The sequence below is a fragment of the Modestobacter sp. SYSU DS0657 genome, assembly GCF_054050925.1.
On the sequence record NZ_JBJHAG010000008.1, the window covers coordinates 86,452 to 109,688 of the forward strand.

The following is a 23,237-nucleotide window of genomic DNA, read 5'->3' on the forward strand; positions in this document are numbered from 1 at the left end:
GCGCACCGGGAACGACACCTGGCCGCGGTGCGGTGCGGAGCACCGCGATGCGCGTGGTGGCGGTGTCGTCCGGAAGGACGACAATGGGCAAGGTGGGCCGCCTCATCGCCGTCGTGCTGTTCATCGCCCTGATGGCACCCGCTGCGCTGCTCGTCCGGGCGTGGGCGCACGCTGCCGGCCGTCGGGCCGTGGCCGCTGCCGCCGTGGCCTTCGTCCCGGTGAGCGCGGGGACGGCGACGGAGCTGCAGCGGCAGGCCGCGCACGGCCGGCGGCTGCGCCGGCTGGGCCTGCTGCTCGGCATCGCCGGGGTCATCGTCTCGGTGGTGCTGCTCGCCGAGGCCTCGGTGTTCCTCTGGGTGCCGTTGCTGGCGGCCGGGCTGCTGGCCGGCGTGCTGCTGGCCGAGGCCACCCGGCCCCGCCCGCGCTGGGCCGTCGCCTCGCCGGCCCGCCGGCCGCGCCGGTCGGACCAGATCTCCCCCTGGCTGCTGTGGACGATGCGCGGCGCCGTCGCCGGGGAGGTGGCGATCGCCCTGCTGCTGCGCGAGGACCTCCCGGAGCCGGTGCTGGTGGCGGCCCTGGTCGCGCCGCTGACCGGCTGGGTGCTGGCCGAGGTCGCGCTGCTGCGGGTGCTGCTGCGGTCGCTGCCCGCCGAGGGCGCCGACGTGCCGGTCGACGAGGCGCAGCGCACCTGGACGGCGCACCTGGTGGTCGCGGCGGCCAGCGTGCTCGCGCTGCTCCCGGCGGGCGGGCTGCTGCTGCGGGCGGCCATCGACCTCGACGAGCGGGTCACCTCCGACGCCGGTGGGCTGGTGCCGGTGGCGCTGGTGGCCGGCGGCTTCTCCACCCTGGTGGCCGGGCTGGCGGTGGCCGGTTTCCTGATCACCTGGCTGCGGCCGGTCCAGCAGCGCTCCCCGGCGCTGACCTGAGGGCCAGCGGCTGCGCACCCGTGTGCGGTTGCCCACGCCACTGACCGATGGACGACGCGCGGACACGCCGTCCAGTCTCACGCCCCGTGTCGGCGTGCCTGCGAAGCGACGTGTCGACACGGTGATCTGCTGTTCCGGCACGGTTGTGTCAGCGAGCCCGTTCGTTATCGTGTCGTGACCGACAGCCGGGGTGGGGAACGCCCAGGTGGTCGTCCACCGCCCCGGGAGAGCCGGGACCACGACGACGACGGGTCCGCATGGTCCCGGGCGCCACCTCTCCGGTGGAGCCCACCGCCTGCTGCCCGGTTCCCCTGCCCGGGTCCTGTGAACCTGGATGTGTTGTGCGCCGATCGCTCCGAGTCAGCCTGTTCGCCCTGGTCCTGCTGGGCCTGGTCGGCGGCTCCGCCGCCTTCTACCTCGCCCAGAAGTCGGTGACCCTCACCATCGACGGCCAGTCGCGGGAGATCAGCACCTACGCCGGCACCGCCGGTGAGGTGCTCGCCGACGAGGGGTTGACGCCGGCCGCCCACGACGTGGTCCTGCCCACCGCAGACTCGGTGGTGCACGACGGGGACACCGTCGTGCTCAACCGGGCCCGCCCGCTGACGCTGACGGTCGACGGCGTGCGCAGCGAGGTGCTCACCACGGCTCTCTCGGTCGACGGCGCCCTGCAGGAGCTGGGCCTGCGCGGGGACGACCTGGTCCTCTCCGCGTCCCGCAGCGAGCGGGTGCCGCTGAACGGCATGGACCTGGCGATCAGCACCAGCAAGGACATCACCCTCATCGCCGACGGGCAGCACCGGACGCTCACCACGACCGCCGCCACCGCCGGCGACCTGCTCGCCGAGCAGGGGATCGCCCTGTCGGCGACCGACCGGATCTCGCTCTACCCCGACCAGCCGCTGCTGGACGCCATGGTGCTGCAGGTGACCCGGGTCCAGGTCGCCGAGGTCGTCGAGGTCCAGCCGGTCGAGTTCGCCACCGTGGAGACCCCGGACCCGGACGTCGTCACCGGGCAGAAGACGGTCACCCAGGAGGGCGTCCCCGGCGAGCGGACCGTCACCTGGCGCGTCACCGTCACCGACGGCGTCGAGACCGGCCGCGAGCAGCTGTCCACCGCCGTCACCAAGGCCCCGGTCGACCAGCTGGTCACCGTCGGCACCAAGCCCCGGCCCGCCGGCGCCGTCCCGGCGACCGCCGACGGGCTGAACTGGGCCGCGCTGGCCAACTGCGAGTCCGGTGGCCGGGCCGACGCGGTCAGCGGCACCGGCAAGTACCGCGGCATGTACCAGTTCTCGACGAGCACCTGGGCCGCCGTCGGTGGCTCCGGTGACCCGGCCGCCGCCTCCGCCGAGGAGCAGACGATGCGGGCCCAGATGCTCTACGCGCGATCCGGTGCCGGTCAGTGGCCGCACTGCGGGTCCCGCCTGTTCGGCTGAGTCGGACGCTGAGCAGCATCCCGGAGCAGCCCGGCGGGCTGCTGGGCCCGGCCGCGATCCGCGAGCTGGCCCAGCAGCTCGACCTGCGCCCCACCAAGACCCTCGGGCAGAACTTCCTGCACGACGCCAACACGATCCGGCGGATCGTGCGCACGGCCGACCTCGCGCCCGACGACGTCGTCCTGGAGGTCGGCCCCGGACTCGGCTCGCTGACCCTGGGGCTGCTCGGCGCCTGCGCGCACGTCACCGCCGTGGAGATCGACCCCCGGCTGGCCGACCAGCTCCCGCACACGGTGGCCGACCGGCTGCCCGGGCTGGCCGGGCGCCTCACCGTGGTCACCGCCGACGCGCTGCGGGTCACCGAGCTGCCCGGCCCGCCGCCGACGGCCCTGGTCGCCAACCTGCCGTACAACGTCGCCGTGCCGGTGCTGCTGCACCTGCTGGAGCTGCTGCCCTCGCTGCGCAGCGCGCTGATCCTGGTGCAGGCCGAGGTCGCCGACCGGCTCGCCGCGGGGCCCGGCAGCCCCGCCTACGGGGTGCCCAGCGTGAAGGCCGCCTGGTACGCCGACGTCCGCCGGGCCGGCAACGTCCCCCGGCCGGTCTTCTGGCCGGTGCCCAACGTCGACTCCGGGCTGGTGGCGCTGACCCGCCGCCCGCACCCGTCCGGTGACCGGGCCGCCACCTTCGCCGTCGTCGACGCCGCGTTCGCCACCCGGCGCAAGGGCCTGCGTGCGGCGCTGGCCCGCTGGGCGGGCAGCCCGGCCCTGGCCGAGCAGCGGCTGCGCGCCGCCGGCATCGACCCCACCACCCGGGGTGAGCAGCTCTCCGTCGAGCAGTTCGCCCGGCTCGCCGCGACCGACCCGGTGGGCGGGTAGCGGATGCCGGCGACGACGGGCAGGGTGCTCCGGTGAGCAACGCGACCGCCGGTGGGCCCGGCCGGCTCGCCGGCAACGGTGCGGTGAGCGCCCGTGCGCCGGCCAAGATCAACGTGCACCTGGGGGTCGGGCCGCTGCGGCCCGACGGCTTCCACGAGCTGGAGACGGTGTTCCTGGCCGTCTCCCTGTTCGACACCGTCACCGTGCGCCCCGGCGACGGGCTGTCGCTGAGCCTGCGCGGGGAGGGCAGCGAGACCGGCCACGGAGCCGGCACCGTGCCGACCGACCGGGGCAACCTGGTGTGGCAGGCGGCGGAGCTGCTGGCCCGGCACGCCGGGGTGCGGCCCGACGCCCACCTGGAGATCGACAAGTCGATCCCGGCCGCGGCCGGGCTGGCCGGGGGCAGCGCCGACGCCGCCGCCGCGCTGGTGGCCCTGGACGCGCTCTGGGGCACCCACGCGACCCGCGGCGACCTGACCCGGCTCGCCGCCGAGCTGGGCAGCGACGTCCCCTTCAGCCTGCTCGGCGGCGTCGCGCTGGGCACCGGGCGGGGGGAGCAGCTGTCCCCGGTGCTGGCCCGTCGCCGGTGGGACTGGGTGCTCGGCATCGCCGGCGAGGGCCTGTCCACGCCGACGGTCTTCCGGGAGCTCGACGACATGCGGGCGGCCGGCGCCGTACCGGACGGCGAGGCCGGGGCCGGCACCGAGCCGGTCATCGCCGCCCTCCGGAGCGGACCACCGTCGGCGCTGGCCGCGGTGCTCGGCAACGACCTGCAGGCCCCGGCGCTGCGGCTGCGGCCCGGGCTCGGCCGGGCGCTCCGCGCGGCCACCGAGGCCGGCGCCCGCGCCGCCCTGGTCAGCGGCTCCGGCCCGACCGTCGCCGCGCTCGCCGAGGACTCCGACGCCGCCGTCGCGCTGGCCGCGCAGCTGGCCGGCGCCGGCGTGTTCCGGACGGTCCGCGCGGTGCACGGGCCGGTCCCCGGAGCGCGCCTGGTCGGTTGAAGGACCCTCCTGCCCGCCACCGCTCGCGAGCTCGCGGCGGGCCCCTGCAGGAGGGCCGGGAGGAGGGGGTCCTTCAGCGGCGGCGGTCGACGAGCCTCGGTTCCGGGTCCAGGTGGGACAACCCGTTGTAGGCGAGGTTGACCAGGTGGGCGGCCACCTCACGCTTGTCCGGTGAGCGGGTGTCCAGCCACCACTGCCCGGTGAGCGCGACCATCCCGACCAGCGCCTGGCTGTAGAGCTCGGCCAGCCCCGGGTCGTAGCCGCGCAGCGCGAAGTTCTCGCCCAGGATGTGCTCCACCTTGCTGGCGACCTCGCTGATCAGCGAGGAGAAGCCGCCCTGGGTGCCGGCCACCGGGGAGTCGCGGACCAGCACCCGGAAGCCGTCGGTCTGCTCCTCGATGTAGTCCAGCAGCACCAACGCGGCCCGCTCGGTCAGCTCCCGCGGGTGCCCGCTGATCGACAGGGCGGAGGTGAAGCGGTCCAGCAGCTGCTGCATCTCCCGGTCGACGACGACCGCGTAGAGGCCCTCCTTGCCGCCGAAGTGCTCGTAGACCACGGGCTTGGAGACGTCGGCGCGCGCCGCGATCTCCTCGATCGAGGTGGCCTCGTAGCCGCGCTCGGCGAACAGCTCACGGCCCACGTCGAGCAGTTGCCTGCGCCGCTGGGCGCCGGTCATCCGCACCCGGGCACGGCCCGTGCCGCCGCCGGAGGGTGCGCTGCCGGCCGCCGGCCCCGGGGTGCTCATCGCCCCATGGTGCCCCGGGAGGCGCCGGCCGGGGCGGTCACCCGGTCCGCGTCGCGCGGCGGACGCCGGGCGGTGGTGGATGCCCCGATCGGGGCGCGGCCCTACGCTCAGGACGGCCCCGGTCGCTCGCGACCGCCGGCCGCGCCACCCGCGCGGACCTCCGCGCGGATGGGGGATGGGGTAATCGGCAGCCCGCCGGCCTTTGGAGCCGGGAAGTCTCGGTTCGAGTCCGAGTCCCCCAGCCAGCGCACACCCCCGCACCCCTGCCGAGGAGACCCGTGAGCCCGTCCGACCCCCGTGCCGCCGTCGGCGCCGTCATCGTCCTCGCCGCCGGGCAGGGCACCCGGATGCGCTCGCGCACGCCCAAGGTGCTGCACGAGATCGGCGGGCGCAGCCTGCTCGGGCACGTCCTCGCCGCGGCCGAGCCGCTGGGCGCGACGCAGACGGTCGTCGTCGTCGGCTCCGGGCGCGAGGCCGTCGAGGAACACCTCGCGCGGACCGCGCCGCTGGCCCGGCCGGTCGTGCAGGAGGAGCAGCGGGGCTCCGGCCACGCCGCCGCCGTCGCCCTCGACGCGCTGCCCGGGCTCACCGGCTCGGTGGTCATCCTCAACGGCGACGCCCCGCTGGTGCGCCCGGAGACGCTCAGCGGGCTGGTCGCCGCGCACTCCGCCGCGGGCGCCGTCCTCACCGTGCTCACCGCCGAGGTCGACGACCCGACCGGCCTCGGGCGGATCGTCCGGGACGACGACGGCGCGGTGCGCGCCATCGTCGAGGAGAAGGACGCCGACGCCGCGCAGCGGGCCATCACCGAGGTCAACGCCGGGGTCTACGTCGGTGACGCCGCCGCCGTCCGGGAGGCGCTGTCCCGGGTGGGCTCGGCCAACCAGCAGGGCGAGCAGTACCTCACCGACGTGCTCGGCCTGCTCGTCGCCGACGGGCGGCCGGTCGGCGGGCACCGGGCCGACGACCCGGACGACACCCTGGGCTGCAACGACCAGCGGGAGCTGGCCGCCCGCCGCCGCACGCTCAACGACCGGGTGCTCGACCGGTTGATGCGGGCCGGTGTCGTCGTCGTCGACCCGCTGACCACGTGGGTCGACGTCACCGTCGAGGTCGCCGCCGAGGCCGTGCTGCACCCCGGCACCCAGCTGCTGGGGGCCACCACCGTCGCCGCCGGCGCGGTCGTCGGCCCGGACACCACCCTCGTCGACACCGAGGTGGGGGAGGGCGCCTCCGTGGTCAGGTCGCACGTCCACCTGGCCGAGATCGGCCCGGAGGCCTCCGTCGGGCCGTTCAGCTACCTCCGCCCGGGCTCGCGGCTGGCCCGCAAGGCCAAGGTGGGGGCCTACGTCGAGACGAAGAACGTCCAGCTCGGCGCGGGATCGAAGGTGCCGCACCTGTCCTACGTGGGCGACGCGACGATAGGCGAGGGCACCAACATCGGGGCCGCCACCGTGTTCGTCAACTACGACGGCGTGGCCAAGCACCACACCACCGTGGGCGACCACGTCCGGATCGGCTCCGACACCATGCTCGTGGCGCCGGTCACCGTCGGCGACGGGGCCTACACCGCCGCCGGCTCCGTGATCACCGGCGACGTCCCCCCGGGCGCCATGGGCGTGGCCCGGGCCACTCAGCGGAATGTGGCAGGCTGGGTGAGTCGCAGGCGTCCGGGATCCCCCGCGGCGCAGGCCGCGGAAGCGGCGCAGCGATCAGCAGCACCGGCCGCGGACGCGGCGGGCGCAGGACCGATCCCGATCACGGACGAGGGCACCACCCCGTCCGCTGGCTCGGGGGCCGACCAGTAGGGGCGGGGCAATGAGCGCCATCCGGCAGACCACCAACAAGAGCCTGATGCTCTTCTCCGGGCGCGCGTACCCGGAGCTGACCGACGAGATCGCCGGGCACCTGGGCGTCACCGCGACCCCGACCGCGGCCTACGAGTTCGCCAACGGCGAGCTGTTCGTGCGCTTCGAGGAGTCGGTGCGCGGGTGCGACGCCTTCGTGGTGCAGAGCCACACGGCGCCGATCAACACCTGGCTCATGGAGCAGCTGATCATGGTCGACGCGCTCAAGCGCGCCTCGGCCAAGCGGATCACCGTCGTCGCGCCGTTCTTCCCCTACGCCCGGCAGGACAAGAAGCACCGCGGTCGCGAGCCCATCTCCGCCCGGCTGGTCGCCGACATGTTCAAGACCGCCGGCGCCGACCGGCTGATGACCGTCGACCTGCACACCGCGCAGATCCAGGGCTTCTTCGACGGGCCGGTCGACCACCTGTTCGCCATGGACCTCCTCATCGAGGAGGTCAAGCGCAAGTGGGGGCACTGCGACCTCACCGTCGTCTCCCCGGACTCCGGGCGGGTCCGCGTCTCCGAGCGGTGGAGCGACAAGCTCGGCGGCACCCCGCTCGCCTTCATCCACAAGACCCGCGACGTCACCCGGCCGAACGAGGTCGTCGCCAACCGCGTCGTCGGTGAGGTCGAGGGCCGGGTCTGCATCCTGGTCGACGACATGATCGACACCGGCGGCACCATCGCCAAGGCCGCCGAGACGCTCTTCGAGGCCGGTGCCGCCGACGTGATCATCGCCGCGACCCACGGCGTGCTCTCCGGCCCGGCCGTCGACCGGCTCAAGAACAGCCGGGTCAGCGAGGTGATCGTCACCAACACGCTGCCGATCGAGCCGGCCCGCCAGTTCGACAAGCTCACCGTGCTCTCCATCGCCCCGCTGCTCGGCCGGGCGATCAGGGAGGTCTTCGAGGACGGCTCGGTGACCAGCCTCTTCGGGGGAGCCAGCTGATCTGTCGTCCTACCGGACGACACCGCGGCCAACGGCCGTCCCCGACGGCCGTTGAGCCGTTGCCCGCGGCGGCGGCAGGAACCCTCCGGGGCGGGCGGTCCGGGCGCTCTCGGCTGGTCACTCCGCTCGTCCCCGACCCGCGGGCTCGTGGCGGGGCTCGTGTAATCTCGCTCCCGTTGCCCGGCGAGGGAGCGGTTCGTCCGACTCCGTGATCGACGTGCGTGTGCTCCTCACGGTGTGCTGCGCGCCGAGCGCCGGCCCCCGACCACTGATCTAGGAGCACACCACCGTGGCTGACTTCCGCCTCGTCGCCGAGCCCCGCACCGAGTTCGGCAAGGGCAGCGCCCGCCGCACCCGCCGGGCCGGCCGCGTCCCCGCCGTCATGTACGGACACGGCCAGGACGTCGTCCACCTGTCCGTGCCGGCCCTCGAGTTCGCCGCGGTGCTGCGCAACGGCGGCACCAACGCGCTGATCACCGTCACCCTGGACGGCAAGGACCAGCTCGTGCTCATCAAGGCCGTGCAGCGCGACCCGCTGACCCGCGTGCACGAGCACGTCGACCTCGTGGTCGTCCGCCGGGGCGAGAAGGTCACCGTCGACGTGCCGGTCCTCATCACCGGCCAGGCGGCCCCCGACGCGATCAGCAACCACCAGCTGAACGCCGTCTCCCTCGAGGCCGACGCGACGAACCTGCCCGAGTCGATCGAGGTGGACATCACCGGCCGGGGCGCGGGGGAGAACATCACCGCCGCCGACCTCACCCTGCCGGCCGGCGCGACGCTGATCACCGACCCGGAGGCGCTGGTCATCGGCTTCCTGGGCGCGCCGTCGGCGGCCGAGCTCGAGGCCGACCTGGGCACCGACGCGACCGACGCCCCCGAGGGCGACATCGTCCCCGAGCCGCTGGACCAGGGCAGCGGTGAGTCGATGGACTCCGCCGAGAAGTCCAGCGACGACTGAGGCGATCCGCTGACCGAGAGCACGACCCGCAGGGGCGCCGGCGCTGCCGGCGCCCCTGCGGCGTCTCCCGTCTCCGAGGGGCCCTTCCTCGTCGTGGGCCTGGGCAACCCCGGCCCCGGCTACGCGGGCAACCGGCACAACGTCGGCGCGATGGTGCTGGCCGAGCTGGCCGCCCGGGCCGGGGTGAAGCTGTCGGCCGGCAAGGGGCCGCGCGCCCGGGCGCTGTCCGGTGAGGGGCGCCTGGCCGGCCGCCGGGTCGTCCTCGCCCAGCCGCTCACCTACATGAACGAGTCCGGCGGTCCGGTGCGCGGGCTGCTGGACTACCACCACCTCCCCGCCACCGACCTCGTCGTCGTGCACGACGAGCTGGACCTCGACTTCGAGGTGGTGCGGCTCAAGCGCGGTGGGGGAGAGGGCGGGCACAACGGGCTGCGCTCGATCACCCGCTCCACCGGAACCAAGGACTACCTGCGCGTGCGCGTCGGCATCGGTCGCCCGCCCGGGCGCCAGGACCCCGCCGACTTCGTGCTCAAGGACTTCTCCGCCACCGAGCGCAAGACGCTGGACCTGCTGATCGCGGAGGCCGCCGACGCCACCGAGCTGCTCCTGGAGCGCGGCCTGGAGGCCGCGCAGAACGTGGTGCACCCCCGCGGCTGACCAGTCCGTCCGTCCCGGTCGCGGCCGGAGCCCGGTCGGGTGAACTGCCGCACCAGCACGGTCCCTGACGGGTGAACTTCCCCATCGCCGGTGGTCGGCGTCGTCACGGGGTGTGAGTGTCCCGGGGGGAGGTCCGGTCCGGGGAGGCCTTCGTCGGACGAGGGGGCAACGCGATGGTCGTGCACACCAGCCCGCGCTGCCGTCTCGGTGATCCGGCGGAGGGGACATGTCGTCGGCCGGGGATGCCCCGCCGCCGGTTCCTGTCCACGGCGCTCTACGCGCTGGCAGGAACCCTCACGGTGGCCGCTGTGGCCGCACTCACCCCTGGGGCGAGCGGCGCCCGGGCCGATGAGGCCGGGACCACCCCAGCGGCGGCGACAGCGCCGGCAGTGGGGGAGGGGGCCGTCCGGACGGACGGCCCGCCCGGTGACCCGGCGTCCTGGCGCCAGGTCTTCGGTGACGACTTCAACGGGACGCAGATCGATCGGCAGGTCTGGCGGGTGAACCGCTACGGGGGCGCCGACGATGACGGCGCGTTCAACCCGCCCATCGAGGGCGCCTACTACTCCCCGGACAACGTGGGGGTCGCCAACGGCAGCGCGTACCTCGAGATCCGGCCGGAACCGGCGACCGTCGAGGGGACCGGCTACACCCATTCCTCGGGTTGCCTCACGACCGAGGACTCCTTCCTGCTCGAGGACGGCGACTACGTCGAAGCCCGGATCTGGATCCCGGAGGGCGACCAGCTCTGGCCGGCGTTCTGGACCGTCTCGCCCGACTCGTGGCCACCGGAGATCGACATCGCCGAGTTCATGCCGAGCTCGCTGCAGCAGCAGCCGGTGATCGTGCACCACTCGGTGGACGGCTCCACCAACTACCAGAGCGCCTACGGCGAGGCCGGAGTGGACTACCGAAACGGCTGGCACACCTATGGGCTGCTACGGGAGAACGGGCGGCTGCTGCCCTTCCTCGACGGAGTCCCCTACCCGCAGGCCGGCCTGGTGGCGGGGGCCGACACCCAGCCGCAGTACATCGTGCTCAACCTGGCCCTGTACGCCGGCGGCGAGCCCACCCCGGAAACCCGGATGATGGTCGACTTCGTCCGCGCCTGGCGTCGCGCCTGAGGAACGGGTCCCCTGACCCGGCCGCGGACGCCGCCGGCACCCACGCCCGGCTCGCGGACGGCGGGCCCCCGGACGCGAGGGGTCGGCGCGGTCGCCCCGCCGGGACTAACCTGTGTTCGGTCCCCGCGCGCATTCGGCGCGCCGTGTCGGACCGTCACAACCCAGGAGTTGCCCCCGTGAGCTTGCGCGGCGTGCTCGACGTCGTCCTGACCGACGCCGGACTGTCCTCGGTGGTGAGCCGGGCCGGCTCCGCCGAGCTGGCGGTCACCGCACCGCCGGCGGTGCAGCCGCTGGTCGCCGCCGCGCTCGCCGCGGACCGGCCGGGTGCCGGGGTGCCGGTGCTCGTGGTCACCGCGGGGGAGCGCGACGCGGACGCCGTCGCGGCGGTGCTCCGCTGCTTCGTGCCCGACCGCCGGGTCGAGGTCTTCCCCGCCTGGGAGACGCTGCCGCACGAGCGGCTCAGCCCCCGCGCGGACACGGTCGGCCGGCGCCTCGCGGTGCTGCGGGACCTGACCCACCCCGGGGAGAACGGCACGGTCGACGTGCTGGTCGCCCCGGTGCGCAGCGTGCTGCAGCCGCTGGCCCCCGGCCTCGGCGACCTGGTGCCGGTCGAGCTGGCCCCGGGGCAGAGCGCCGAGCTGGACGACGTTGCCCGGGCGCTGGCCGACGCCGCCTACACCCGGGTCGAGCTGGTGGAGAAGCGCGGCGAGTTCGCCGTCCGCGGTGGCCTGCTTGACGTCTTCCCGCCCACCGAGCCGCACCCGGTGCGGGTGGAGTTCTGGGGGGACGAGGTCGACGAGCTGCGCTACTTCTCCGCCGCCGACCAGCGCTCGCTGAACGAGCGGCCCGACCGGCTGTGGGCCCCGCCGTGCCGCGAGCTGCTGCTCACCGCCGACGTCCGGGCCCGCGCGGCGCAGTTGGCCGTCGACCACCCGGAGCTGGCCGAGGTGGCCGGCAAGCTGGCCGAGGGCATCGCCGTGGAGGGCATGGAGTCGCTCACCCCGGCGCTGATCGGCGACTCCCGGATGGAGCTGCTCACCGACCTGGTCGCGCCGGGTGCGCACGTGCTGGTCCTCGACCCCGAGCGGGTGCGCAGCCGCGCGGCGGACCTGGTGCGCACCGCCGAGGAGTTCCTCGCCGCGTCCTGGCAGACCGCGGCCGAGGCCGGGCAGGCGCCGATCGACCTGGGTGCGTCGTCCTTCCGGGACCTGGAGGACGTCGCCGACGCCGCCCGCGGCCGGGGGCTGCCCTGGTGGACGACCGGCGTGTTCACCCTGCAGCCGGACGACGACGCCGCCCAGGTGACGCTGGACGCCACCGGTGTCGAGCGGTTCCACGGCGACCAGGAGCGCGCCTTCGACCAGTTCCGCCGCTGGGGCCGCGATGGCTGGCGCACCGTGCTCACCTTCGCCGGTCCGGGCCCCGCGCAGCGCGCCGCGGACCAGCTCACCGAGGCCGACCTCGGCGCCCGGCTGGTGCCCGGCATCGAGACCGCCCCCGAGGCGGGTGTGCCCTTCGTCACCCAGGGCAACCTGGAGGCTGGCTTCGCCTTCCCCGGTGTCGGGCTGGCGCTGGTCACCGAGGGCGACCTGACCGGCCAGCGCGGCACGAGCATGCGCGACGCGACCAAGATGCCGGCCCGGCGGCGCAACGCCGTCGACCTGGTGCAGCTGCAGCCGGGTGACCTGGTGGTGCACGAGCAGCACGGCATCGGCCGGTACGTGGAGATGGTCAGCCGCACCGTGCACGGCGGGCAGCGCGACTACCTGATCGTCGAGTACGCGCCGGGCAAGCGGAACCAGCCACCGGACCGGCTGTTCGTGCCCACCGACTCCCTGGACCAGCTCACGCGCTACGTCGGCGGGGAGGCCCCGGCCCTGTCCAAGCTGGGCGGCGCCGACTGGACCAAGACCAAGAACCAGGCGCGCAAGGCGGTCAAGCAGATCGCCGCGGAGCTGATCCGGCTCTACTCCGCCCGGATGGCGACCAAGGGCCACGCCTTCGGCCCGGACACCGTCTGGCAGCGTGAGCTGGAGGACGCCTTCCCGTTCCAGGAGACCCCCGACCAGCTCGCCGCGATCGACGAGGTCAAGGCGGACATGATGAACCCGGTCCCGATGGACCGGATCATCTGCGGCGACGTGGGCTACGGGAAGACCGAGATCGCGGTGCGCGCGGCGTTCAAGGCGGTGCAGGACGGCAAGCAGGTCGCCGTCCTGGTGCCGACCACGCTGCTGGCCAACCAGCACTTCAAGACCTTCGCCGAGCGGTTCGCCCAGTTCCCGGTGACCGTCGCCGTCCTCTCCCGGTTCCAGTCGACGGCAGAGTCGAACGAGACGCTGCGGAAGCTGGCCGACGGGGAGATCGACGTGCTGGTCGGCACCCACCGGCTGCTGCAGCCCACCACCCGGTTCAAGGAGCTGGGCCTGGTGATCGTCGACGAGGAGCAGCGCTTCGGCGTCGAGCACAAGGAGTACCTGAAGACGATGCGGACGGCGGTCGACGTGCTGTCGATGTCCGCGACGCCGATCCCGCGCACGCTGGAGATGAGCCTGACCGGCATCCGCGAGATGTCGACGATCCTCACCCCGCCGGAGGAGCGGCACCCGGTGCTGACCTACGTGGGCGCCTGGGACGACAAGCAGATGGCCGCGGCGATCCGCCGGGAGCTGCTGCGCGACGGCCAGGTCTTCGTGATCCACAACCGGGTGCAGTCGATCGACAAGGCGGCGGCGAAGATCCGCACGCTGGTGCCCGAGGCCCGGGTGGCGGTCGGCCACGGGCAGATGAAGGAGCACGAGCTCGAGAAGATCATGGTCGGCTTCTGGGAGAAGGAGTACGACGTCCTGGTCGCCACCACGATCGTCGAGTCCGGCCTGGACATCCCCAACGCCAACACCCTGATCGTCGACCGGGCCGACACCTTCGGCCTCTCCCAGCTGCACCAGATCCGCGGCCGGGTCGGCCGGGGCCGGGAGCGCGCCTACGCCTACTTCACCTACGACCCGTCGCGCCCGCTGACCGAGACCTCGGTCGACCGGCTGACCACGATCGCGCACAACACCGATCTCGGCGCCGGCATGGCGGTGGCGATGAAGGACCTGGAGATCCGCGGCTCGGGCAACCTGCTCGGCGGCGAGCAGTCCGGGCACATCGCCGGGGTCGGCTTCGACCTCTACGTGCGGCTGGTCGGCGAGGCGGTCACCGACTACCGGGCGCAGGCGACCGGGGAGGCGCCGCCGGTGGAGCCGGCGGAGGTCCGGGTCGACCTGCCGGTCGACGCGCACCTGCCGCACGACTACGTGCCCGGCGAGCGGCTGCGGATGGAGGCCTACCGCAAGGTCGCCAGCGTGCAGGACGACGACCAGGCGCAGGCCGTGCTCGACGAGCTCACCGACCGCTACGGCCCGGCGCCGGCCCCGGTGCTCAACCTGCTGGCGGTGGCCCGGTTCCGCGCCGCCATGCGCCGGCTCGGCGTCACCGAGGTGTCGATGCAGGGCCGCAACATCCGGGTCGGCCCGGTGGAGCTCCGGGAGAGCCAGGTCATGAAGCTGTCCCGGCTCGCCGAGGGCGCCACCTACAAGGAGGCGGTCCGCACCGTGTCGATCAAGGTGCCGGTGGGCCCGGACCGGCGCACCCCGCTGCGCGACGTGGCGCTGCTGGAGAAGCTGCACGCGCTGCTGTCGGCCGTGGTCGAGCCACCGCTGGCCGTCGCCGCCTCCTGACCCCTCGGCCGTCCCCCCCCCGGGATCAGGTCAGCTGATCGAGCACCGCAGCTGAGCTGATCGTGGGCCACACCCGCGCGGAGGGCGACGCAGGGCACGGCGTCGTCCAGCTCCCGGCCGACGGCGCGGCGGCGGCTGCCGGAGACTGGGCGGGTGCCGATCGCCCTGCTGATCACCGTCAGCCCCCGCCTGCCCGGACTGCTCGCCCCCGCCGGCTGGCGGGCGGTCACCACCGCACCGCTCGTGCTCGCCCTGCCCGGGGCGGCGGACACCGCCGCCGCGCTGCGCGCGGAGGGCGCGCCGGTCACCGACGTCGCCGACCCGGCCGAGGCGGCCGGCGCGGCCGCCCCGGTGCCGGACACCGTCCTGCTGGCCACCCCGGAGGAGGCCGCCGGCTGGGAGGTCGTGCCGCGGGTCGCCGGCGCGCCCGAGCCGCCCGGCGCCCGGCTGCTGGACGTCGTCGCCGTGATGGACCGGCTGCGCTCGCCCGGCGGCTGCCCGTGGGACGCCGAGCAGACCCACGCCTCCCTGCGCGGCTACCTGCTGGAGGAGGCGCACGAGGCCTACGACGCGATCGTCGACGAGGACCCGGTCGCCATGCGCGAGGAGCTCGGCGACGTGCTGCTCCAGGTGGCCTTCCACGCCCGGGTGGCCGCCGAGGCGCCCGGGGAGCGGCGCTTCGACGTCGACGACGTCGCCGCCGAGCTGGTCGACAAGCTGGTGCGCCGGCACCCGCACGTGTTCGCCGACGCGGGCCCCCGGGACGTGGCGCAGGTCGAGGCCGGGTGGGACGAGATCAAGAAGACCGAGAAGCAGCGGCGCTCACCCACCGAGGGCGTCTCCCGCTCGCAGCCGGCGACCTCCTGGGGCGCGGCGCTGGCCGGGCGGGCCGAGCGGGCCGGGTTGCCCACCCCGCCGGCCGGGGAGCTGGCCGCCCGGGACGCCGAGGAGCTCGGCACCCTGCTGCTGGGGCTGGTGGTCGCCGCCCGACGGCGTGGCTGGGACGCCGAGGACGCGCTGCGCGCCGCCGTCCGCCGGTACGCCGACGAGCTGGACGCCGCGGCCGCCCGGGCGGCGGAGCACCCAGCCGGGTGAGGGCACGAGGCGCGCCCGGGGCGGAACGCCCTAGCGTGGAGGGCCGGCCTTGTCCACGTCCGCGAAGGAGCCGCCCCGCGTGCCCACGACACTGCTCGCTGCCGACGACGGCACGGTGACCGAGGCGCTGCCGACCAGCACCTGGCTGCTGCTCGTCGTCGTCGCCGGCGCCGCCCTGGTCGCCTGGCTGATCGCCCTCGTCGTCGGGGTGGTGATCACCCGGTTCGCCCGCCGCTCGCCGGCGCTGGCCGACCTGTCCCGCCGCGGCCGCCGGCCGTTCCGGCTGTTCTGCCTGCTGCTCGCGGTCACCGTGGTGCTGGACGCGGCGCCCGGGGTGGGCGACTGGCGGGACGTCGTCGTCCGGGCGCTCGGGCTGGCGCTGATCGGCGTCGCCGCGTGGCTGGTCGCCGTGGGCGCGTTCGTGGTCGAGGACCTGGCGCTGGCCCGCTACGACGTCGACGTCGTGGACAACCGGCACGCCCGCCGGGTGCGCACCCAGGTCACCCTCGTCCGCCGGCTCACCGTGGCGTTGATCGCCGTCCTCGCGGTCGCCGGGATGCTGCTGACCTTCCCCTCCGCCCGGGCCGCCGGCACCAGCATCCTGGCCAGCGCCGGTCTGCTGTCCGTCGTCGCCGGTCTGGCCGCGCAGACCTCGCTGGCCAACGTCTTCGCCGGGATGCAGCTGGCGTTCACCGATGCGATCCGGGTCGACGACGTGGTGGTCATCGAGGACGAGTGGGGCCGGATCGAGGAGATCACGCTGACCTACGTCGTCGTGCACATCTGGGACGACCGCCGGCTGGTGCTGCCCTCCACCTACTTCACCACCACCCCGTTCCAGAACTGGACCCGCAAGGAGTCCGCCGTCCTGGGCTCGGTGGAGCTCGACGTCGACTGGACCGTGCCGTTCGAGGAGATGCGCACCGAGTTGGTCCGGCTGGTCGAGCACAACGAGTTGTGGGACGGCCGGGTGCAGGTGCTGCAGGTGACCGACGCCGTCGGGTCGGTCGTGCGGGTGCGGGTGCTGGTCAGCGCCAAGGACGGCCCGACCCTGTTCGACCTGCGCTGCCACGTGCGCGAGGGCCTGGTCGGCTGGCTGCAGCGCGAGCACCCCGACGGCCTGCCCCGGGTGCGGTACGAGGGCGTCGCCGGCCACCTGACCCCGGCGCCGGCGGCCCGCCCGCCCGCGGCGCCCCGGTCGGCACCGACCCGGCCCGTGCCGCAGCCGGTCGACGACGGCGAGCGCCCCGCGCCGGCACCGGGGCCGCAGACCGGGCTGTTCACCGGCAGCGTCGAGGCCCTCGAGCGATCCCGGGCGTTCACCGGGCCGAGCGAGGAGGAGCTGGCCGAGCGCGCCCGGGAGGACGCCGAGTCGTCCGAGCGGCGGCCGACCGGCGAGTGACCGGGCCGGGGGCCCAGCGGTCGGCTCAGCCGGCCCGGGTGGCGCGCGGGTCGGAGCCCAGCAGCTGGGGGAGCCAGAACAGCACGGCGGCGGAGACCGCCGTCGCCAGCACGAAGCCCTCCGCGCCGCTGCCCATCACGTAGGCCCACAGCAGGCCCACGCCGGGGGCGCCGACGGGCAGCGCGGCGTCGGCCCGCGCCTGCCGGAGCAGGCCGACGTCGCCGGCCGCCGGGTCGACGGGGGCCGGACGCAGCTCACCGCGCGGGGGTCGGCGGTGCAGCCACCCCGAGGGCCACAGCTCGGTACCGTCGAGGACCGGTAGCACCAGCCGGTCGCGGGCCGGGTCGCCGCGCACCTCGACGGGGGTGTCGGGGACCAGCCGGTCCAGCTCGGGGGCCCAGTGCACCGGCAGCCAGCGCAGCCCGGCGGTCGTGGACAGCTCCAGCCAGCTGCGCACCAGCAGGCCCTGCCGCAGCACCAGGTGCGCGGCGGTCACCCGGGTGGCGGGGCGGCGGCGCAACCGGGGCCGGCCGAGCAGCCGGCCGGCGGTCAGCCCGGCGACGACCAGGACCACGAGGGCCACCACGACCAGCCCGAAGACCACCTCGGCCAGCGCGGCGGAGACGGCGTCACCGTCGGCGTGCACCGGCACCGGCCCGTCGTCCGCCAGGGCATCCGTGTCGTACCGGACGGTGACCTGGGCACCCACCGGCACGTCCTGCGGCTCGGGCAGCTCCAGCCGGCCGGTCAGCTCCGTGCCTCCGGGCCCGGGGAAGCGCAGTACGAGGCCCCGCCCCTCCGGCGGCGCGCCGACGCCGGTGACCGTGGCGACCGCCGTCGCGTCGGCGGCGGCCAGCGGCGCCCGCAGCTCGGTCAGCCGCAGCGCCAGCAGCACCAGCACGGCGGCCCCGACGACGAGCACCGGTACCAGGCCCAGCAGCAGCTGACGGCCGGCCCGCCGGTGCGGACGCGGCATCGGGGGAGCGCTCATCGGCGTCATGTTCCCAGGCGTCGGCGCGCGTCCGGCGCCGATCCCCGGCCCGGCCCCGGCCCCGGTCACTGCGGCGCGGGTGTGCACCTCCACCGGAGCGGCTGGCTAGGCTGCTGCACGTGGCCAGCATCGACGCAGTAGGCGCGCGGGAGATCCTCGACTCGCGCGGTAACCCGACCGTGGAGGTCGAGGTCGCCCTCGACGACGGCACGATCACCCGTGCCGCGGTCCCGAGCGGCGCCTCCACCGGCGCATTCGAGGCGGTGGAGCTCCGCGACGGCGGCGACCGCTACAACGGCAAGGGCGTGACCAAGGCCGTCGACAACGTGCTCGACGTCATCGGCCCCGAGCTCGTCGGCTACGACGCCGCCGAGCAGCGGCTGGTCGACCAGCGCCTGCTCGACCTCGACGGCACCCCCAACAAGGAGCGGCTGGGCGCCAACGCCATCCTCGGCGTGAGCCTCGCGGTCGCCAAGGCCGCGGCCGAGTCCGCCGGGCTGCCGCTGTTCCGCTACGTCGGCGGCCCCTCGGCGCACCTGCTGCCGGTGCCGATGATGAACATCCTCAACGGTGGCGCCCACGCCGACAGCAACGTCGACGTCCAGGAGTTCATGATCGCCCCGATCGGGGCGGCGACCTTCGCCGAGGCGCTCGCCGTGGGCACGGAGACCTACCACGCGCTGAAGTCGGTGCTGAAGAAGCGCGGCCTGGCCACCGGGCTGGGCGACGAGGGCGGCTTCGCCCCCGACCTGCCGAGCAACCGGGACGCCCTGGACCTGATCGCCGAGGCGGTGGAGAAGGCCGGCTACACCGTCGGCACCGACATCGCCTTCGCCCTGGACGTCGCCGCGACCGAGTTCCACAGCGACGCCGGGTACGCCTTCGAGGGCAAGACCCTCTCGGCCGACCAGCTCGTCGAGTACTACCGCGGCCTGGTCGACGCCTACCCGGTCGTCTCGATCGAGGACCCGCTGTCCGAGGAGGACTGGGCCGGCTGGGTGGCGATGACCGAGGCCCTCGGCGACCGTGTGCAGATCGTCGGCGACGACCTGTTCGTCACCAACCCCGCGCGCCTGGCCGACGGCATCGAGAAGGGCGCGGCGAACGCCCTGCTGGTCAAGGTCAACCAGATCGGCACGCTGACCGAGACCCTCGACGCGGTCAACCTCGCCCACCGCAACGGCTACCGCTCGATGATGAGCCACCGCTCCGGCGAGACCGAGGACACCACGATCGCCGACCTCGCCGTCGCCACCGACTGCGGGCAGATCAAGACCGGTGCCCCGGCCCGCAGCGAGCGCGTGGCCAAGTACAACCAGCTGCTCCGCATCGAGGAGGAGCTCGACGACGCCGCCCGGTACGCCGGCGCCGCCGCCTTCCCGCGGCTGGCCCGCAGCTGACGACGCCGTGAGCACCGCCCGCACCCGCCGCGGTCGGCCCGGTGGCGCTCGCCGCCGGGCCTCCTCGCGGCCGGTGCGGGCGGCTGCGCGCAGCAGCGGCGGCAGCCGGCCCGGACGGCGCAGCACGCGCAGCCCGGCCCGTGCCGCCCCTTCGCGCCGTGGCCCCCGGGTCACCGGCCGGGCCGTGCTGCTCGGCGCGCTCGTGCTGCTGCTCGCGCTCACCCTGGCCGGCCCGCTGCGCCAGTACGTGGCCGGCCGCCAGGAACTGGCCGAGCTCGCGGCCGAGCACGACGCGCTCACCTCCCGCGCCGAGCAGCTGCAGGCCCAGCTCGACCGCCAGGCCGACCCCGCCTACATCGCCCAGCGGGCCCGCGAGCGGCTCACCTACGTGCTCCCCGGCGACCGGCTGGTGATCGTCGGGGACGCCGGCGACCCGGGGGACACCGCCGACGCCCCCGTCCAGGCGCCGCGCCCGGACGGCCGCGTGCCCTGGTACGAGGGCCTGCTCGGCTCGGTGGCGGCGGCCGACGGAGACCCAGCGGCAGCCGGCGGGTAGCCCTGCCGCAGCAGAAGAACCCCCTCCTCCCCACCCATCGCGAGCTCAGGGTGGTGCCCGGGAGGGGGCCGTGACGGGACGGTCGAGGCGCTGCCGCAGACTCGTGGGGTGTCCACACCTGAGCCGGCGCCGGTGTCCCCGCCCGTGACGGCCGAGGACCGCGCGGTCGTCGCGCGCCAGCTCGGCCGGCCCCCGCGCGCCCTGGTCGGCGTCGCCCACCGCTGCCCCTGCGGCCAGCCCGACGTGGTGGAGACCTCGCCGCGGCTGGAGGACGGCACGCCGTTCCCCACGCTGTACTACCTGACCTGCCCGCGGGCCAGTGCCGCCGCCAGCCGGCTGGAGTCGGCCGGCCGGATGAAGGAGTGGCAGGCCGAGCTCGGCACCGATCCGGACCTGGCCGCCGGCTACCAGGCCGCGCACGAGTCCTACCTGGCCACGCGCGACGCCCGCGACGTGCTGCCCACCCGGGCCACCGCCGGCGGGATGCCCGACCGGGTCAAGTGCCTGCACGCCCTGGCCGGCCACGCGCTGGCCGCCGGGCCGGGCGTGAACCCGATCGGGGGGGGGGGGGGGGGGGGGGGGGGGGGGGGGGGGGGGGGGGGGGGGGGGGGGGGGCGGCGCCCCCCCCCCCCCCCCCCCCCCCCCCCCCCCCCCCCCCCCCCCCCCCTGGGCGAGGCCGGCATCGACATCGTCTCGGTCGACGTCCTGGAACGCGGCAACGGCGTGGCCGTCGACGACATCGTGGTCGAGCTCCCGCCCGACCGGGTGGCCGACAGCCTGATCACCGCGGCGACCGCGGTCGACGGGGTGCAGGTGGAGTCGCTGCGCCCGTTCGCCGGGCCGCTGGACACCCATCGGGAGCTGAACCTGCTGGAGGCGCTCGCACCGGCCGGCGAGGGCACGGCGAAGACGCTGGCCGCGGAGCTGCCGCGGGTCTTCCGCAGCGGCTGGGCGGTGGTGCTCACCGGCTCGGCGGAGGACGTGCAGGTGCTGGCCGCCTCGGACGCCGCACCCTCGCTGGACGGGGTCTCGATGCCCTGGCTGCCGCTGACCGGGCCGCTGCTGCTGCCCAGCGAGGCGGAGTGGGTGCCGAGCCGCTGGCAGGAGCTGGCCGTCGAGATGATGGCCGCCCCGCTGGACGGCGGTCAGGCGGTGCTGCTCGGCCGCTCCGGCGGGCCGGCGTTCCGGCGCTCGGAGCTGTTGCGGCTGGCACACCTCACCGGCCTCGCCGCGACCGTCGCCCGGATGCCCCCGGCCTAGTCGAAGGACCCCCTCGCCCCCCCACCACTCGCGAGCTCGCGGCGGGACCCTGCGAGGGGGCCGGAAGACCTACTCCGCATCGCTCCCGTCGCCGATGGTGGCGATCTCACGGGCGGCGTCCGGGCCCTGCTCGAGCAGCACCTGGAACCCGTCGTCGTCCAGGATCGGCGCCTTCACCTGCACGGCCTTGTCGTACTTGCTGCCCGGGTCGGCGCCGACCACGACGAAGCCGGTCTTCTTCGACACCGACCCGGTGACCTTGCCGCCGCGCTGCTGGATCGCGGCGATCGCCTGGTCGCGGCTGTGGTCGCGCAGCGACCCGGTGACGACGACGGTGACCCCGGTGAGCGGGCCGGGGCCGGCGTCCTCCCCCTCGTCGGCCATCCGGACCCCGGCCCGGCGCCACTTCTCCACCACCTCGCGGTGCCAGTCGACGGCGAACCAGTCGCGGACCGCGGCGGCGATGGTCGGGCCGACGCCCTCGGCGGCGGCCAGCTCGTCCTCGCTGGCGGCCATCAGCCGGTCGATCGAGCGGAACTCGCGGGCCAGCGCCTGGGCGGCGGTGGGCCCGACGTGCCGGATGGAGAGGGCGACGAGCACCCGCCAGAGCGGGACGTCCTTGCGGGTCTGCAGGTTGGCCAGCAGCTTCTGCCCGTTGGCCGAGAGGGTGCCGTCCTTCTTGGTGAAGAAGTCGGTGCGGCACAGCGCGTCCTCGTCGAGGAAGAAGACGTCGCCCTCGTCGGTCAGCAGGTGCGACTCCAGCAGCGCGATCGCTGCCTCGTAGCCGAGCACCTCGATGTCGAAGGCGCCGCGGCCGGCGACGTGGAAGACCCGTTCCCGCAGCTGGGCGGGGCAGGAGCGGGAGTTCGGGCAGCGGATGTCGGCGTCGCCCTCCTTCTCCGGCCGCAGCTCGGTGCCGCACTCGGGGCAGTGGGTGGGCATGACGAACGCCCGCTCGTCGCCCGTGCGCGCCGCGACGACGGGGCCGAGCACCTCGGGGATGACGTCGCCGGCCTTGCGGATGACCACCGTGTCGCCGATGAGCACGCCCTTGCGCTGCACCTCGCTGGCGTTGTGCAGGGTGGCCAGCTGGACGGTGGAGCCGGCGACCTTGACCGGCTCCATGTAGGCGAACGGCGTGACCCGCCCGGTGCGGCCGACGTTGACCCGGATGTCCAGGAGCGTCGTGGTGGCCTCCTCCGGCGGGTACTTGAAGGCGATCGCCCAGCGGGGGGCGCGGCTGGTCGAACCGAGCCGCCGCTGCAGGGCCACCTGGTCGACCTTGACGACGACGCCGTCGATCTCGTGCTCGACCGAGTGCCGCTGGTCGCGGTAGCGCTCGATGTAGGCCCAGACGGCCTCGAGGTCGTCGACGACCTCGTACCGCCCGCTGGTGGGCAGGCCGAGCTCGCGCAGCCGGGCGTAGGCCTCGGACTGCCGTTCGGGCTGCCAGCCGTCGTGCGCACCGATGCCGTGCACGATGAGCTGGAGCGGGCGGGAGGCGGTGACCTTCGGGTCCTTCTGGCGGAGGGATCCGGCGGCGGCGTTGCGCGGGTTGGCGAAGGGCGGCTTGCCCTGCTCGACCATCGCGGCGTTGAGGTCGGCGAAGGCGGCGACCGGGAAGTAGATCTCCCCCCGCACCTCGAGGCGGTCGGGCAGGTCTCCGTCGTCGTCGCTGCCGGTCAGCTGCTGCGGGACGTCGCGCATGGTGCGCACGTTGGCGGTGACGTCCTCACCGGTGGCGCCGTCGCCGCGGGTGGCGGCGCGCACCAGCCGGCCCTTCTCGTAGAGCAGGGCGACGGCCAGGCCGTCGATCTTGAGCTCGCAGAGCCAGCTGACCGCGGTGCCCGCGTCGCGCTCGACGCGGGCGGCCCAGGCCGACAGCTCGTCGGAGGAGAAGACGTTGTCCAGGCTCTGCATCCGCTCGAGGTGCTGGACCGGGGCGAAGGTGGCGGCGAAGCCGCCGTTGACCTTCTGGCTCGGCGAGTCGGGGGTGACCAGCGCCGGGTGGGCCGCCTCGATCGCCTTCAGCTCGGCCATGCGCTCGTCGTACTGGCCGTCGCTGACCAGCGGAGCGTCCTGCACGTAGTAGGCGAAGGCGTACCGGTCGAGCTCCTCGGACAGGTCGCGGTGCCGGGTGCGCGCCTCGTCGGGGACCTCGGTGAGGTCCTCCCGGTCGACGGCGGCCTCGACCACGGGCTGGTCGCGCCCGTCGACCGCGTCCTGCTCCACCCCTGCCTCGGTGCTCACGCGGGAAACCGTAACCGGCGGGTCCGACGAG

Annotated in this window: 18 protein-coding genes, 1 tRNA gene and 1 pseudogene; 17 read left to right on the top strand and 3 right to left on the bottom strand. The window is 75.0% G+C overall.

What is annotated here, in order from left to right; genetic code table 11:
- Nucleotides 1-83: 83 nt before the first annotated feature.
- The 4 genes from ACI79A_RS07515 to ACI79A_RS07530 all read left to right on the top strand — a co-directional run bounded on the left by ACI79A_RS07515 (nt 84) and on the right by ACI79A_RS07530 (nt 4,241).
- A complete protein-coding gene (locus ACI79A_RS07515) occupies nt 84-926 on the top strand; it encodes a hypothetical protein (RefSeq protein ID WP_457081576.1) in 843 nt (280 codons plus the stop codon).
- A 341-nt stretch (nt 927-1,267) separates the two neighbouring features.
- Nucleotides 1,268-2,365, top strand: a complete 1,098-nt coding sequence (locus ACI79A_RS07520) for a ubiquitin-like domain-containing protein (RefSeq protein ID WP_457081578.1) — start codon at nt 1,268-1,270, stop codon at nt 2,363-2,365.
- On the top strand, nt 2,332-3,240 hold the full coding sequence (rsmA, locus tag ACI79A_RS07525; RefSeq protein WP_457081580.1) for a 16S rRNA (adenine(1518)-N(6)/adenine(1519)-N(6))-dimethyltransferase RsmA: 909 nt from the start codon (nt 2,332-2,334) through the stop codon (nt 3,238-3,240). Before ACI79A_RS07520 ends, rsmA begins: the two co-directional genes overlap by 34 nt.
- A 32-nt stretch (nt 3,241-3,272) precedes the next feature.
- A complete protein-coding gene (locus ACI79A_RS07530; RefSeq protein WP_457081582.1) occupies nt 3,273-4,241 on the top strand; it encodes a 4-(cytidine 5'-diphospho)-2-C-methyl-D-erythritol kinase in 969 nt (322 codons plus the stop codon).
- 73 nt (nt 4,242-4,314) lie between these two features.
- Here the strand turns inward: ACI79A_RS07530 and ACI79A_RS07535 are convergent, their stop codons facing one another.
- A complete protein-coding gene (locus ACI79A_RS07535; protein ID WP_457081584.1) occupies nt 4,315-4,986 on the bottom strand; it encodes a TetR/AcrR family transcriptional regulator in 672 nt (223 codons plus the stop codon).
- Nucleotides 4,987-5,155: 169 nt separating this feature from the next.
- Between ACI79A_RS07535 and ACI79A_RS07540 the strand changes: the two genes are divergently transcribed.
- From ACI79A_RS07540 to ACI79A_RS07580, 9 genes are all read left to right on the top strand, one after another.
- Nucleotides 5,156-5,231: transfer RNA gene (locus ACI79A_RS07540), tRNA-Gln, on the top strand.
- Nucleotides 5,232-5,264: 33 nt separating this feature from the next.
- Complete coding sequence (gene glmU, locus ACI79A_RS07545; RefSeq protein WP_457081586.1) at nt 5,265-6,794, top strand: bifunctional UDP-N-acetylglucosamine diphosphorylase/glucosamine-1-phosphate N-acetyltransferase GlmU; 1,530 nt, start codon at nt 5,265-5,267, stop codon at nt 6,792-6,794.
- A 10-nt stretch (nt 6,795-6,804) separates the two neighbouring features.
- The gene (locus tag ACI79A_RS07550) at nt 6,805-7,785 is read left to right on the top strand and encodes a ribose-phosphate diphosphokinase (RefSeq protein ID WP_457081588.1); all 981 of its coding nucleotides are present in this window, start codon (nt 6,805-6,807) and stop codon (nt 7,783-7,785) included.
- A gap of 289 nt (nt 7,786-8,074) precedes the next feature.
- Complete coding sequence (locus ACI79A_RS07555) at nt 8,075-8,746, top strand: 50S ribosomal protein L25/general stress protein Ctc (protein WP_457081590.1); 672 nt, start codon at nt 8,075-8,077, stop codon at nt 8,744-8,746.
- A 93-nt stretch (nt 8,747-8,839) separates the two neighbouring features.
- A complete protein-coding gene (gene pth / locus ACI79A_RS07560; protein ID WP_457081592.1) occupies nt 8,840-9,403 on the top strand; it encodes an aminoacyl-tRNA hydrolase in 564 nt (187 codons plus the stop codon).
- Nucleotides 9,404-9,792: 389 nt separating this feature from the next.
- Entirely contained in the window at nt 9,793-10,527 is a 735-nt protein-coding gene (locus ACI79A_RS07565; RefSeq protein WP_457081594.1) for a glycoside hydrolase family 16 protein, read from the top strand.
- 176 nt (nt 10,528-10,703) lie between these two features.
- Nucleotides 10,704-14,252, top strand: coding sequence for a transcription-repair coupling factor (gene mfd / locus ACI79A_RS07570; RefSeq protein WP_457081596.1), 3,549 nt, complete (start codon nt 10,704-10,706; stop codon nt 14,250-14,252).
- Between the two features lie 153 nt (nt 14,253-14,405).
- Complete coding sequence (locus tag ACI79A_RS07575; RefSeq protein WP_457081598.1) at nt 14,406-15,347, top strand: MazG family protein; 942 nt, start codon at nt 14,406-14,408, stop codon at nt 15,345-15,347.
- Nucleotides 15,348-15,426: 79 nt separating this feature from the next.
- Nucleotides 15,427-16,749: a mechanosensitive ion channel family protein gene (locus ACI79A_RS07580; RefSeq protein WP_457081600.1), complete on the top strand. Its 1,323-nt coding sequence runs from the start codon at nt 15,427-15,429 to the stop codon at nt 16,747-16,749.
- Nucleotides 16,750-16,774: 25 nt separating this feature from the next.
- Here the strand turns inward: ACI79A_RS07580 and ACI79A_RS07585 are convergent, their stop codons facing one another.
- Nucleotides 16,775-17,740, bottom strand: a complete 966-nt coding sequence (locus ACI79A_RS07585) for a hypothetical protein (RefSeq protein ID WP_457081602.1) — start codon at nt 17,738-17,740, stop codon at nt 16,775-16,777.
- A gap of 119 nt (nt 17,741-17,859) precedes the next feature.
- Here ACI79A_RS07585 and eno point away from each other — a divergent pair, with 119 nt between their 5' ends.
- From eno to ACI79A_RS07605, 4 genes and pseudogenes are all read left to right on the top strand, one after another.
- On the top strand, nt 17,860-19,140 hold the full coding sequence (eno, locus tag ACI79A_RS07590; RefSeq protein WP_457081604.1) for a phosphopyruvate hydratase: 1,281 nt from the start codon (nt 17,860-17,862) through the stop codon (nt 19,138-19,140).
- Nucleotides 19,141-19,147: 7 nt separating this feature from the next.
- Nucleotides 19,148-19,696, top strand: a complete 549-nt coding sequence (locus ACI79A_RS07595; RefSeq protein WP_457081607.1) for an FtsB family cell division protein — start codon at nt 19,148-19,150, stop codon at nt 19,694-19,696.
- Nucleotides 19,697-19,840: 144 nt separating this feature from the next.
- Nucleotides 19,841-20,245 (top strand): annotated as a pseudogene (locus tag ACI79A_RS07600) (DUF501 domain-containing protein); the annotation flags it as partial.
- Nucleotides 20,246-20,419: 174 nt separating this feature from the next.
- Nucleotides 20,420-20,956: an amino acid-binding protein gene (locus ACI79A_RS07605; RefSeq protein WP_457081651.1), complete on the top strand. Its 537-nt coding sequence runs from the start codon at nt 20,420-20,422 to the stop codon at nt 20,954-20,956.
- Nucleotides 20,957-21,025: 69 nt separating this feature from the next.
- Here the strand turns inward: ACI79A_RS07605 and ligA are convergent, their stop codons facing one another.
- Nucleotides 21,026-23,206 carry an NAD-dependent DNA ligase LigA gene (gene ligA, locus ACI79A_RS07610; RefSeq protein ID WP_457081609.1) on the bottom strand — a complete coding sequence of 727 codons (2,181 nt, stop codon included), beginning with the start codon at nt 23,204-23,206 and terminating at the stop codon, nt 21,026-21,028.
- Between the last annotated feature and the right edge of the window lie 31 nt (nt 23,207-23,237).

Coding starts and splice junctions, on each gene's coding strand:
- ACI79A_RS07535 (WP_457081584.1), bottom strand. CDS start 4,986: ATGAGCACCCCGGGGCCGGCGGCCGGCAGCGCACCCTCCGGCGGCGGC.
- ACI79A_RS07515 (WP_457081576.1), top strand. CDS start 84: ATGGGCAAGGTGGGCCGCCTCATCGCCGTCGTGCTGTTCATCGCCCTG.
- ACI79A_RS07550 (WP_457081588.1), top strand. CDS start 6,805: ATGAGCGCCATCCGGCAGACCACCAACAAGAGCCTGATGCTCTTCTCC.
- ACI79A_RS07585 (WP_457081602.1), bottom strand. CDS start 17,740: ATGAGCGCTCCCCCGATGCCGCGTCCGCACCGGCGGGCCGGCCGTCAG.